The 12,125-nt window shown below is 41.3% G+C and carries 17 protein-coding genes and 1 pseudogene; 11 read left to right on the forward strand and 7 right to left on the reverse strand.

Translation table 11 applies throughout. From position 1 onward, the window contains the following. The first annotated feature begins 193 nt into the window (after positions 1 to 193). The 8 genes from ACIFPW_RS13745 to ACIFPW_RS13780 all read left to right on the forward strand — a co-directional run bounded on the left by ACIFPW_RS13745 (position 194) and on the right by ACIFPW_RS13780 (position 3,300). Complete coding sequence (locus ACIFPW_RS13745; protein WP_430245051.1) at positions 194 to 538, forward strand: DUF1433 domain-containing protein; 345 nt, start codon at positions 194 to 196, stop codon at positions 536 to 538. 207 nt (positions 539 to 745) lie between these two features. Next, complete coding sequence (locus ACIFPW_RS13750) at positions 746 to 1,084, forward strand: hypothetical protein (protein WP_430245054.1); 339 nt, start codon at positions 746 to 748, stop codon at positions 1,082 to 1,084. Between the two features lie 34 nt (positions 1,085 to 1,118). Continuing rightward, entirely contained in the window at positions 1,119 to 1,451 is a 333-nt protein-coding gene (locus ACIFPW_RS13755; RefSeq protein ID WP_430245056.1) for a hypothetical protein, read from the forward strand. A 35-nt stretch (positions 1,452 to 1,486) separates the two neighbouring features. Further along, positions 1,487 to 1,816, forward strand: coding sequence for a hypothetical protein (locus ACIFPW_RS13760; RefSeq protein WP_430245058.1), 330 nt, complete (start codon positions 1,487 to 1,489; stop codon positions 1,814 to 1,816). Between the two features lie 112 nt (positions 1,817 to 1,928). Continuing rightward, positions 1,929 to 2,201 carry a hypothetical protein gene (locus tag ACIFPW_RS13765; RefSeq protein ID WP_430245060.1) on the forward strand — a complete coding sequence of 91 codons (273 nt, stop codon included), beginning with the start codon at positions 1,929 to 1,931 and terminating at the stop codon, positions 2,199 to 2,201. A gap of 48 nt (positions 2,202 to 2,249) precedes the next feature. Beyond that, a complete protein-coding gene (locus ACIFPW_RS13770) occupies positions 2,250 to 2,594 on the forward strand; it encodes a hypothetical protein (RefSeq protein WP_430245062.1) in 345 nt (114 codons plus the stop codon). Positions 2,595 to 2,615: 21 nt separating this feature from the next. Continuing rightward, the gene (locus ACIFPW_RS13775; RefSeq protein ID WP_430245064.1) at positions 2,616 to 2,939 is read left to right on the forward strand and encodes a hypothetical protein; all 324 of its coding nucleotides are present in this window, start codon (positions 2,616 to 2,618) and stop codon (positions 2,937 to 2,939) included. Further along, positions 2,914 to 3,300, forward strand: coding sequence for a DUF1433 domain-containing protein (locus ACIFPW_RS13780; RefSeq protein WP_430245066.1), 387 nt, complete (start codon positions 2,914 to 2,916; stop codon positions 3,298 to 3,300). The genes ACIFPW_RS13775 and ACIFPW_RS13780 overlap by 26 nt, the downstream gene beginning before the upstream one ends. Positions 3,301 to 3,504: 204 nt before the next feature. Here ACIFPW_RS13780 and aspA read toward each other — a convergent pair whose 3' ends face one another. Then, on the reverse strand, positions 3,505 to 4,935 hold the full coding sequence (gene aspA, locus ACIFPW_RS13785) for an aspartate ammonia-lyase (protein WP_430245068.1): 1,431 nt from the start codon (positions 4,933 to 4,935) through the stop codon (positions 3,505 to 3,507). Positions 4,936 to 5,274: 339 nt separating this feature from the next. Here aspA and ACIFPW_RS13790 point away from each other — a divergent pair. Beyond that, a pseudogene (locus ACIFPW_RS13790) lies at positions 5,275 to 5,397 on the forward strand (transcriptional regulator); the annotation flags it as partial. Between the two features lie 131 nt (positions 5,398 to 5,528). On the opposite strand, the gene ACIFPW_RS13795 reads toward ACIFPW_RS13790, so the two are convergent. Continuing rightward, positions 5,529 to 5,984 carry a GNAT family N-acetyltransferase gene (locus tag ACIFPW_RS13795; protein WP_430245070.1) on the reverse strand — a complete coding sequence of 152 codons (456 nt, stop codon included), beginning with the start codon at positions 5,982 to 5,984 and terminating at the stop codon, positions 5,529 to 5,531. Positions 5,985 to 6,286: 302 nt separating this feature from the next. Between ACIFPW_RS13795 and ACIFPW_RS13800 the strand changes: the two genes are divergently transcribed. Beyond that, on the forward strand, positions 6,287 to 6,529 hold the full coding sequence (locus ACIFPW_RS13800; protein ID WP_430245072.1) for a hypothetical protein: 243 nt from the start codon (positions 6,287 to 6,289) through the stop codon (positions 6,527 to 6,529). Positions 6,530 to 6,694: 165 nt separating this feature from the next. Here the strand turns inward: ACIFPW_RS13800 and ACIFPW_RS13805 are convergent, their stop codons facing one another. Next, entirely contained in the window at positions 6,695 to 8,032 is a 1,338-nt protein-coding gene (locus tag ACIFPW_RS13805) for a YheC/YheD family protein (RefSeq protein ID WP_430245074.1), read from the reverse strand. 192 nt (positions 8,033 to 8,224) lie between these two features. Here ACIFPW_RS13805 and ACIFPW_RS13810 point away from each other — a divergent pair, with 192 nt between their 5' ends. After that, a complete protein-coding gene (locus ACIFPW_RS13810) occupies positions 8,225 to 9,619 on the forward strand; it encodes a Mur ligase family protein (protein WP_430245077.1) in 1,395 nt (464 codons plus the stop codon). Between the two features lie 69 nt (positions 9,620 to 9,688). Here the strand turns inward: ACIFPW_RS13810 and ACIFPW_RS13815 are convergent, their stop codons facing one another. The 4 genes from ACIFPW_RS13815 to ACIFPW_RS13830 form a co-directional block, all read right to left on the reverse strand. Continuing rightward, positions 9,689 to 10,561 carry an HAD family hydrolase gene (locus ACIFPW_RS13815; protein ID WP_430245079.1) on the reverse strand — a complete coding sequence of 291 codons (873 nt, stop codon included), beginning with the start codon at positions 10,559 to 10,561 and terminating at the stop codon, positions 9,689 to 9,691. Positions 10,562 to 10,940: 379 nt separating this feature from the next. Continuing rightward, positions 10,941 to 11,126: a hypothetical protein gene (locus tag ACIFPW_RS13820; protein ID WP_430245081.1), complete on the reverse strand. Its 186-nt coding sequence runs from the start codon at positions 11,124 to 11,126 to the stop codon at positions 10,941 to 10,943. Between the two features lie 88 nt (positions 11,127 to 11,214). Then, positions 11,215 to 11,382, reverse strand: a complete 168-nt coding sequence (locus ACIFPW_RS13825) for a hypothetical protein (protein ID WP_430245084.1) — start codon at positions 11,380 to 11,382, stop codon at positions 11,215 to 11,217. Positions 11,383 to 11,553: 171 nt separating this feature from the next. After that, positions 11,554 to 11,952, reverse strand: a complete 399-nt coding sequence (locus tag ACIFPW_RS13830) for a hypothetical protein (RefSeq protein ID WP_430245086.1) — start codon at positions 11,950 to 11,952, stop codon at positions 11,554 to 11,556. Positions 11,953 to 12,125 lie beyond the last annotated feature (173 nt).

Consider the following 12,125-nt stretch of genomic DNA (forward strand, 5'->3'; position numbering starts at 1 on the left):
CATCAATTTTCATCAATGGGAACTGTGTTCATTAGTGGTGAAGTTAATGACGACAAACACTTCACCTTACATTTAAATTAGGAAGATGATTACAATGTTGTTGGTTTCTCTCATGATGCGTTATTTCTAAAATTAAAAGACGAATGTAAAAAGAAAGTTTGTTAGAAACTTGTAAAGAAAGGATAGATTCGTTTTGGATAGCAGGCCCCTTCTATTTGTTGTATTCCTTATCCTGCTCGTCGGCTGTAGCCAGAACTCATCAGGAGCGTACGATGATGAAACGATCTCCAAAGCACGAGCTACAGTTGAAAGCTACTTAATTCACAATTATAGAGATATTGATCAGATCAAGTTTGATAAGGACGCAACTAATCCGATGGGCGGCATGATGATCTCTGGCATTGTAAATGGGAATGACAAAGCAACCTTTTCAATCGATATCGAAGTTGAAAATGACTTTTCAGTAGGAAGCATTGGAAAAGGTGAAGAATTCCCTGAACGTAAGCAGGAATGTATCGACAAAACGTGTGATTACTAACTGAAAATGGGGGCTTCGTTATTCATCTCCCCTCTTATACTGAGTGTCGCCCTCTTTATTGGCTAAAATCCAATTATATTGGCCATTCTGTTATTTTATTGGCCAAACTCGCGATATATTGGCCAAATCCTCATTTTATTAGCTAACTAGAATGATTCTAACAGTGGTGGGGCAACTTCTAACCACCGTTCACGAAAGGTGATCATCATGCAATGGAAAGCACCAATTTTTATCATGCTCGCCCTTTTCCTTAGCGGGTGTAGTCTATTCTCTACTGGTAGTAATGAGTATTCGAAAGAATTCATTTTACAAGCAGAGAAAGAAGCGGAGCATTTTTTAAGAGCGAATTATAAGAACGTTGATGAGGTCACTTTTAGTGACGATCATAGTAGCCCTATGGGCGGGCTTGTGATTCGAGGAAAAGTAAATGGTGAGGCTGTGTTCTCAATGGATATGGACAACTCGTTAAAGGTGATCGCGATCAGCGAAGGAACGGGTTTCCATGAAGAGAAACCCGCGTGTAAGGAGAAAGTTTGTGATGACTAAGTTGTCATTATGTTCTTTAACAGGGAGTGTTTTTTTGAAACGTACTATTGGCATCTTCCTTTTAATCTTTTTATTTGGATGTAACGCAATATCTTCATCAGAAACGGTTGATAAACAAACGATTGAAAAAGCAAGAGAAAGCGTAGAAAGCTATTTGCGCCATAATTATGAAGACGTAGAAATAATGACGTTCAGCGAAGATACGAGTGATCCGATGAAAGGTTTAATGATAAACGGAACGGTCAATGGTGCTGAATTTTCAGCGAGCCTCGATTCGGAAACGTTCAAGGTGAAAAGCGTTGGTGAGACGGAAGGATTTCCTGACGTAAAAGAAGAATGTCGGGATACCGTTTGTGATTATGAATAAGCGTTTCCTAACATTTCTAGTAAGGAGCATAGTGAATGAAAAGAATTGTCTTATTCCTATCGTTTACGATCCTAATCGGTTGTGGTGTGGAGCAAGATCCAGAACAAATCGACAAAGCGGAAGCGAGCGTGAAGCGCTATCTGAAGGCTAACTTTCAAAACGTTGAAAGCGTAGAATTTAACAACTCCCCTTCTACCCCAATGGGGGGGCTTGTTCTAGAAGGAACGGTCAATGGGGAGGCCACATTTAATATTGGGGTAAATGAAGATTACACGGTCGGAGGGATCGGGAAGGGCGAGGGATTTCCCGAGCGGAAAGAAGCGTGCCTGGAGCACTCGTGTGACTATGGACAGCTGGAAGAATAGGTTAATATCTAGTCTCAAATGATAGATTGTATCTTTCTAAGGAAGTGATTTTATGAAATGGCCCCTTTCTCTTTTGGCATTAACATTTCTTTTACTTACGGGATGTAGTCTGATGCAAAGAGAGGAATATGACGAGGAAACAATCAAAGAAGCGAAAGCGAGTGTGACAAGCTATATAGAAAATAATTATGAGAGCATTGAACAGATCACGCTGAAGGATCCCTACCAGGGAGAGATGGGAAGTTTCAAGCTTGAGGGTAAAGCAAATGGAGAGGCTTTTTCAGTGATGTTAAATAACGATTTGACGATTTCAGTTATGTCGATCCAGAGCGAACATTTTCCAGAGAAGAAAGAAGCGTGTAAGGAGAACATTTGTGACTATTAACGTGACGGAAAAAGTGCGGCTTCCCTTTCCTGATTGCGAGGTGATTTTTTGTTAAGACGACTTTTAATGGTGTTTCTTATTTCAACTGTCCTTGGTGGGTGTAGTTGGGCATCTTCCCATGAAACGTATGATGAAGAAACCATCGCTAAAGCGGAGGCTTCCACACAAAATTACATCAAGAGCAACTTTAAAGAGATCCAATCTGTTGAAATCACAACCGTCTACCAAAATGAAATGGGCGGCATGAAGGTAGAGGGATCGGTTAATAACGGTGAGGGTACTTTTTCCGCGGGAATTGAAAATGATTTTTCGGTTGGAAGTGTTGGGGTAAGCGAGACATTTCCGGATCGAAAAGAGGACTGTATGGAGCGCACGTGTACATATGAGCACTGATTTGATGTGAGGTGAAATGGAATGAAGTTCTATAGAGGTGCTTTCCTCGCCTTGGTGATCCTCTTTAGCGGATGCCAGGCAGAAACGTATGATGAGGAGAGTATCCAAAAAGCAACCGAAGCAGCGGAAAGCTATATGGTGAACAACTTTTTAATAGAAGAAATAACATTAGGCGCGCCCTATCAAACGGAAATGGGCGGTATGGCGATTGATGGTACGGTGAATCAAGGTGAGGATTTCACCATCAACCTTGAAGAAGATTTTACAGTCGCCGGGTTAGCCATTCGAAGCGATAATTTTCCCCCTCGGAAAAAGGGGTGTGAAGAAAGAGTTTGTTATGACTAAATATGGCTATGAAAGGGTCTCTATGAAAACGCGAATTAGTTTGCTTGTCGCAGTCTTTCTTCTCTTAGCAGGCTGCAGCTGGATCACAGCAAGTGAGAAGTATGATGATGAAACAAAAACAAATGCTAAAAAATCTGTTGAAAGCTTCCTGATGAACAATTACGAGCATATCGATTCTGTTGAATTCACGAATGTTTATCAAAGTGAAATGGGTGGCTTGAACGTCGATGGTACGATTAATGATGGAGAAGCTGAGTTTTCCGCTGGGATCGAAAACGATTTTTCAGTAGGAAGTATCGGGTTAGGTGAGGGGTTTCCCGAAATTAAGAAGGCGTGCCTGGTTGAAACGTGCGATTACTGAGCAAGAATACCCTCGTGATAGGAGAGAATCGCTCTTTATTGGCTAAAATCCGATTATATTGGCCAAAATTCCATTTTATTAGCTAACTAGAATCATTCTAACCACCGCCCGCCCTCCATCACCACTACAAAAAAGCCGCACCTCGCGCGAGCGCTAAGTACGGCTTTTCCCTATTCTCGATCTATCTTTCAAACACCGTTCGGCTTACTCTCGATCAAATAACGACACACCAGCGATTCCTGGATGGGTCATTTCGTACGGATCTAAGATTAAGTTTAGTTCTTCTTCAGTGAGCACATCGTACTTCAAGCAAAGCTCTCGGATCGAGGCGCCGCTTAGGATCGCTTCTCTCGCGATTCGCGCTGCTACTTCATAGCCAATGTGCGGGTTTACGGCGGTTAGGACGCCGACGCTTTTTTCTACGTACTCATTGAGTCGGTCTTCGTTTGCTTCGATGCCTTTAAGGCAGTTGTCTGTGAACGTGCGGAACGTGTTCTTCATGATGCTGAGTGATTGAAGCAAATTGAAGACGAGCACGGGTTCCATGACGTTTAATTCGAGCTGCCCTGCTTCTGAAGCGAGGCAGATCGTGTTGTCGTTTCCGATTACCTGGAAAGCGACCTGGTTAATAACTTCGGGTAAGACGGGATTCACTTTACCAGGCATAATCGAAGATCCGGGCTGTCTTGCTGGCAAGCTGATTTCGCCTAATCCCGCTCGTGGTCCGGACGCCATTAGCCTTAGGTCATTTGCGATTTTTGACATGTTCATCATACACACTTTTAACACGCCAGAAACTTCGGTGTAGGCGTCGGTATTTTGCGTGGCGTCGACCATATCTTCCGCTCCCAAGAGTGGTAAACCGCTAATTTCCGCTAGTTCTTTTACAACGAATTCAATATAGCGCGGATCGGCATTCAGTCCCGTTCCTACTGCCGTTGCGCCCATGTTCAACTCATATAAATGCTGACGGGATTGTTTAATTCGTTTCATATCGCGCGCAATCACGCGACTGTAAGCTTGAAACTCCTGACCAAGTCGAATCGGCACGGCATCTTGAAGATGGGTGCGTCCCATTTTAATAATGTGGTTAAACTCTTCTGCTTTTTGTTCGAAAGTGGCATGCATGTCTTCCATTGTGCTTAGCAACTGCTCCATCATATTTAAGACGGATAGATGAATAGCTGTTGGAAACGAGTCGTTTGTTGACTGTGACATGTTCACATGGGTGTTCGGGCTACAAGCAATATAGTTCCCTTTTTCTTCGCCTAACAATTCAATCGCGCGGTTCGCGATGACCTCATTTACGTTCATGTTAATGGAAGTACCAGCGCCTCCCTGGATCGGGTCGACGATGATGTGATCATGCATCTTTCCTTCCATCAATTCATCTGCTGCTTCGACGATTGCGTTTCCAATTCCAGCATACAGATGCTTCACTTCCATGTTGGCGAGCGCCGCCGCTTTCTTCACCATGGCGAACCCTTTGATCAATTCTTCATGGATGCGATAGCCCGTGATCGGAAAGTTCTCCACGGCGCGTAGCGTTTGAATGCCATAATAAGCATCAATCGGAACTTCCTTTTCTCCCAAGAAATCGGATTCGGTTCTTGTGTTGGTCATAGTTGTCGGCATGATGATTCTCCTTCTTCTGCTTCGTCTTCTAATCTATCGAACTGTCGTGTTAAAATTCCGGCAAAAGGTGGTTTCACAAACTGCACCAATTTCTCTACAGATATGCCTGAAATTTACCCATTCTCTGCTTCTAGCGAGGGAATGGTCCCCCCTAGTATCTATTCATAAGTTACATTTCCATCACTTGAAATAGTTCGTGTAACGCATATCAACATTCCCCATTATAATTACTTCATGAAATGGTTCAAGGCTTTTGGACATAATAGGTGTACCTTTTCATAGAAGCGATTAATTGTTTAAGCTAATCTATGTAAAAAGTTTCTATAGCTCGCGTTTTATATGAGGCTAAAACATTTAACGGAACTACGGAATTGGTCCATACAAGCAACGGCCGACCACCTTAGCCTAGCTAACTACGCTGGTTATGAATCAGGATACCGCATTCCATCGGTTCTATCGCTCAAATCGAAGAGACAATCCCTCTCCCCATTTTCCGAAACACAACGAATGGCCCCATTCAATAATGCTTGAATGGGGCCAAACAGTGAGAGGCGATTATGTACTGATAGACCATAGTTTTTTTAATACCAGTATTAAAGCTTCTGCTTTACGGGAAGCCTCATTTCAACCTGATCTGCGGACTGGTTTGTCTTCACAAACCCTACCTTCTCATACACGCGCATGGCCGGTTTGTTTGCGGCAGCCACTTCTAACTGGATAAAATCGTTCACGCCTTCATATTGCTCTAAACCGAAAGCAATGCCCTGTTTAACGAAATCGGGACCTATTCCCTTTCCAATTAAATCAGGAGCTAAAGCAAGTCCGATCTCCAATCCTCCATCGACGATCGTAAACTCAAATAAACCTGATACAGTCCCTTCATGCATAGCTACAAATCCATCGCAGCCCCCAGGACCTGTGAAAACACCATTTTTCTCACCAGATATAAAGTAAGGGGTCATATAAAGGTCAGCAAACTTCCCCTCATAGTGCCAATCATCAATCTCCTGTGCAGATTCGAATGAGATTGGAACAAAATGAAATTTCATAACGTCTCTCCTCCGGTAAACGGCTGTTTATTGGCCGAAATACCAATATATTGGCTAAAATCACTTTTTATTAGCTAACTAGAATCATTCTAACATTCACTAATACTAATCTCGCTAAATGCTCTTCCTCTAGGATCTAAAACCTCATTCCGTCCGATTTCAACCGTTATTTCGCCGCCTATTACGGGCCATTTTCACCCATCTAAAAAAGGTCTCTGTTACTTAAAATAACATAAAAATGGCTTAATCATCATTTAATCCGGGTAACAATAGGAGTAGTGATTACTAAAGGAGGTTAAAACATGGAAGCTCGTGAGCGAGTACAAGAATGGATTTATTCAACATTTGATATAGAGGATATTACACTTCAACATGATGATTCGCTACCTTATGGGCAGCGTGTTTTCTCGGAAAGTGATGATGATTATGCGATCGTCTTCTTCGATGAATCATCCGATCAAGTGATGTGTTCGTTTAAAGAGATGAAGCCGCTTTGTTTCCGCGTCGATCCGATAGTTGAATTTGCTGAAAGGTTCAATCAATGAAGCGTCTGAAGAATGTCATTAGAGTAATATAGCTATCCTTTTCTTATGTGCTAATCTCGATTAGCTTTTTGTAAGAAGATTTAAAAGGATAGCTAGCTTATTTCTAATTATTCACCTATAAAACCCACACCAACTGAAGTTTTCTCTACATAAATTATCCCCCATCTAAAACCCACCCAAATACCGTGCATATCTCATATTCTGATACCGGCTCGTATAGAACGCCAGTCGATCCTTCGCCATCATTGCAATATACGGATCGGGATTTTGGTGATTGATTTCAATGATTGAGATCTGACAGTTTTCGTCTAATCCAATATCAACGCCGATGTTGGCGAGATGGTAGCCCTGTTCTTCGATTTTCTGAATCGAGTTTAACACGACGCGTTTCATTTCTTCTTCTACCCTTTGAATTTCTTTGTCCTGTAGCTTCCAGACGTTTTTTAACGTTGCCCTCGCTATTTCGGTATGACCGCCGGCCGTAATGTTGCTGACGATTTGCCCTTTTGCGCCATAGCGGGAATAGATCCCGATTGTTTCCCACATTCCTTTATGGTTCTTTGAAGTCATCACGCGAAAATCGATAACTCTTTGTTCATATGTTTTGAGTGGAATCGTTTGCTGAATAAGAAAGCTATTTGTCTCAAGATGCTTCCGGAAAAAGACATCGCTCTCCTCTTTACTCTCGAAACGTTCTTCGCGTCTTCTTCGGTTCTCATCGTATTTCACGATAATGTGATGTTTCTCCTTCTTCACATTCAATATGCTTTTCCCTAATCGGCCGTTTAATGGCTTGATATAAATGCTATCATGTCTACGCAGCATGTCGCGGACGCTCTGCACATCCTCGTACAGCACGGTTTCCGGCAGATATTCTTTAAATTCAGGACGCAACATTTGATACATTTCCCATTTTGAGAAATGGGGATAGTTAAACACTCTTCCTCCTAAACGAAGTTCAAAATCGGTCATGCACTCGTGAAACTTCTCCCAGGAGGACGTTAAGCTTGGCTCGGCAATGGACATCACGACGGCAGGATAAGGGAGTTGTATAACTTCCCAGACTTTTTTCACGGGATGATAAAGAAAGCCGTTGATCATTCGCTTTTCTTTCTGAACCCCTTCGATAGAGAAGACTATCACCGCGCCGCCGATCGCGCGGTAGCCTTTGACGAAGCTTTTGTATGTGGAGACTAGTTCGACTAGCTTTTTGTTTGTTAATTCGCAAAGAATCCCAATAAATGGACCGATAATGATCGTGTCACCTTGCACGATAACATCATAATGACACGATAATGGGAGGTCGAGCTCTTCGATTACATTCGTTGAGAGATGGAGTTCATCTTCTTTCGCATAATCTGAATGATATACAGTGACGTTCCAGTATTTGATGCCAAATTGAATACGATAAGTCTTTTCCGATTGTACCTCGCGACTAATGTGAGATTTCTTCGATACAATCAACCGATCATTTTTCTGAAGGTACGATTTGACGCCTAACATCCTACTCCCTCCGCTCCATTGCATAAAACATATCATTCTCTTCCGACTGACTACGAAGGTAGTATATGCATTTGGAAGTAAATAGGAATGTGCTCCTAAAAGATTGGTAGAATGACAGGAGAGATATGCCCGTACACCTCCCCCTTGTCTGGAATAAGATAGGAGTAAGTCTAAAGCGAAAGTGTGGTTAATATGAAGCATCTTCCACTGCCACGGCTCCTTCCTGTTCTAGAAGGAACTGTTTTATCTGGAAGCACCGCAAAAACAGTGAAAAACGCCGCAAAATATGGAGAGCACCTTATTACAGATCAGTCGTTAGTTTTTATGCTTAAACGAAAGTCGTCCATGCCTTTACCAGATAAAGCGAAAAATATCATGGTTGTCACCTCTAACCCGAAAGCTCTTAAGAATGTGAAAGAAGACGTTACGGTCATTTATGTAGAAGACGTTAGAAAAGCGTATTATCGCTTTATTTCGTTTTACAGAGGCTTATTTCAGCTACCTGTCATTGGGGTGACAGGCACCTGCGGTAAAACGACGACAAAGGAAATGATCACGTGGATTTTGAAGGAAAGAGATCGCGTTGTTAGTACGAAGTTAAGTCATAATGGCCTGGCGAGAAACCTCGATTATTTACTAGAAATCGATGATGCAACAGACAGTGCTGTGTTTGAGATGGGAGTCTCTGGGTCTAATCAGCTTCTTTATTCCGCTCATTATTTCCGGCCACAGATCGGTATTATCACAGCCATTGGTACTGATCACATCGAGGGATTTCTAAGCCAGGATGCGTATATCGCGGAAAAAGCGAAGATGTTAAAAGCCGTTGGAAAGAACGGGACGATTCTATTAAATCGGGACGATGAAACGATTCGAAACCTTGATCTAAGCGAGTTTACCGGTAAGGTTCTTTACTATGGACAGGATTCATCAGCTCATTGCCGAGCACACAGCATTCGGTTCAATCTTCAGAAGAACGGCATGGATTTTATCCTTGTTTGTCGTGAAGGTGAATTTTCTTGTTTTGTACCAGGATACGGCACGCATAACGTCTTCAATGCGCTCGCAGCAATCGCCGCTTCCTCCCTCGTTGGCGTGAAGATTCCAGATGCCATTCGTCGCTTGAAGTCCTTTCACCATGTCAAAAGTCATTTGCAATTCTATGAAGGAAAAAAGGGCAGCCTGCTTATTGATGACACGTGGAATACAAATCCAACTTCTATCGAAGCGGCATTGGAAGTTCTTATTGAAACCGCTCAGGGAAGAAAAACAGTTGCCGTCCTAGGTGAAATGGAAGAGCTCGGTCACTACGCCGAGCAGGAGCATCGCAAAGTCGGTGCGCTTGTCGCGAAGAAAGACGTGGATGTGCTAATCGCCGTCGGGAAAAACGCCTATCCGATTTGTAGCGAAGCCGCTAAGTTAGGCATGAATCCGTCAGCCATTCATAACGTGACAACGCAATCGCAGCTGCTCACGCTCTTAGATCAGTTCGCCTCCCCTCAAACGTCGATTCTTTTAAAAACATCGATGCGAAGATCGTTTAGCGATACGCTACAATCACTTGTAGTGAAATCAAAAAGAAATTAACAATTGCCCATAATAATAAGCCACATCTCCATTTCTTTTGGATGGAGATGTGGCTTTCTTTACAAATAATCATGTATTTCTAATAGAATCTCGCACGACAATCGACTTCAAATAATGATAAACACCGTCATCATCACACGTAAATTCCGTCACATCGTCGACGATTTCTTTAATTTGGTCCGATGCATTTTTCATGGCTACAGCATAATCGGCAAACTGGAACATCGGTAAGTCGTTGTTACTATCGCCTATGGCAAGCGTCTCTACACCTGACAAATCAAAATGCTGGAGCATTTCTTTAATGCCAGTCGCTTTGTTTACATTGGCTACCATTACTTCGACGTTATGCGCTGAAGAGATTGACGTTGTAAAATCAATGTCCTGCTTGATATTTTCTAGCTCATCTTTCCATTGATTGATATGTTCTTTCGTTCGAGCGAAGAAATAGAATTTGGAAAACTTATTTCCTTCAATTTGAGCTTTCCAGTTGATCGCTTCTTTGATCGCTTCTTGACGCGAAAGCCATTCATTCAGCCCGACGCCTTCTGGCTGCGGATCTTTAATTTCTGCTTCCATATAGTGACGATCTTGTTCTAAAGCAATGCGATCTCCTCCGTATGGAAAGAGCTCGTAATAAATTTTCTGCTCACGCGCTTTTTCAATAATCTTTTCAACTAAGTCAAGCTGAAGGGAATGTTCAAATATGGCCTCTCCTTCAACATACCCTGCCATCCCATTTGAAGAGATGATGCCATCCACTTGAAACCCTTCAGGGACAAGCTCTTTAATCTCATCCGCAGCTCTGCCGGTTGCGATAAAGACGTATATGCCATTCTCTCGTAACTCATCAATCACTTGCTTCGTATACTCACTCACCTTGTTATAGTGATTCAAGATCGTACCATCCATATCTAAGAAAATAGCTTTTGGGTTCGTTAGCATTGTGACTCTCCTTCTTTCGTTATAAATCTTCTATTTTTAAATTTAAACGGCGTATTCTTTTACACCTGATCTCTCACTTCACTCTTAACGACAATATTTTCGTCTCTAACGGTTTATAAAGTTTCTGGATCTATGAATCTATTCGTAACTCATAGTGATTGTACCATTGTATTTCCCATTTAATCATTATCAGCAAATAACATGTTACTCCTCTTTAATTACCTTGTTCAAGTTATTGATACCAATTAGTTTAAATTGGCATCAATAACCTACTTCGTTCTTTCATTATAAAAGGAGCTTATCTTGTTACAGATAAGCTCCGATATTCCCGAAGAATGGATTTCAAAGTACTAAACCTACCAGTAATAATGAAAAACCACTACCGACCGCTGTTCGTTTTACGTAACCTTATTCCATTAGCAACAACACCAATTAGCCCAGTAATAATAAATACATAAGCTATAAACAGAGGTGTGGTGGATAACGATTCCGTCATTAATCTAAACAATCCAACAGCCAAAACAAGAAAACTACCTATCAATGCAACAAATGTTCTATTAAACAATGTGATTCCTCCTAAATAAATTATTTTCTCATTCACAAAGTTAAACTATTTAGCAACCGCTCAGAGATTGTTGAACAGATAATTATTGTCATAAATTATCCTGGTCTTCCTTCTCATCCTTTTCATAAAACAAATAAAAAATAGACATCCCTGATAAAATCAATAAAGATAATGTCACGATAAGATTTTTTACTAAAAACGCAATATAAACTACGCTAATTAACATCATGATTGACGCTAATATTTTTGCAAGCACCTTACTCCCCCTTTTTCTAAGTAATCTCTTCCCTATATCTCCAATACCAATTATTTCAAATTGTTATGAACAACTCAATCCTTTAATTCACATTAAAAGGAGCCTATCTTATGACAGATAAGCTCCTCGTCTCTTTCATAAAATGGGGCTGAATCGCCTATGCTTGAAAGGTTAATCTACAGCTTTTTCTTCTTTCTGAAAGATGACATTAAATGAACCTAGCTCACTTGATTTTGAAAGCTTATCAATGATTGCGTTTATTTCCTGTTCCGACTTTTCCCCTTTATATTCACTATTTGAAATGACAAATATAAGATCTTTTTTCTTTGCGTCGTATATTGAGTAATGTATTTTTCCCTCTGCTTGGTAACCTTGATTCTCTAACTCATTTACAACCTTACTAGTAAAATTAGTTTCCGTTATTTTCTTTGTAATATCCATTAGTTCAAGATCCGTTGATGGAGTGCTCCTGGCACCCACCGGCTTATCATTATTATTCTCTATAGCAAAGAAATAGAATACAGAAAAAACACTCCCTAGTAGAAGCAGAACTATGATTGCTTTTTTCATTTCAAATCCCACCTTCCAAAAGAAGTTGTCTTAGGGATATCGTATGTCCTCTTAATCGAACTATTCATAACGAGCAAACTGGGCATATGATTTCAGTTCTTTTTTACATATTACACCATCTCACCCCTGTTAATTTCAACATTCCGTTTTCGTTGAACCCCACTTCTACAAAC

The sequence above is a fragment of the Pseudalkalibacillus sp. NRS-1564 genome (assembly GCF_050467905.1).
Classification (GTDB): Bacteria; Bacillota; Bacilli; order Bacillales; family Guptibacillaceae; genus Guptibacillus; species Guptibacillus hwajinpoensis_B.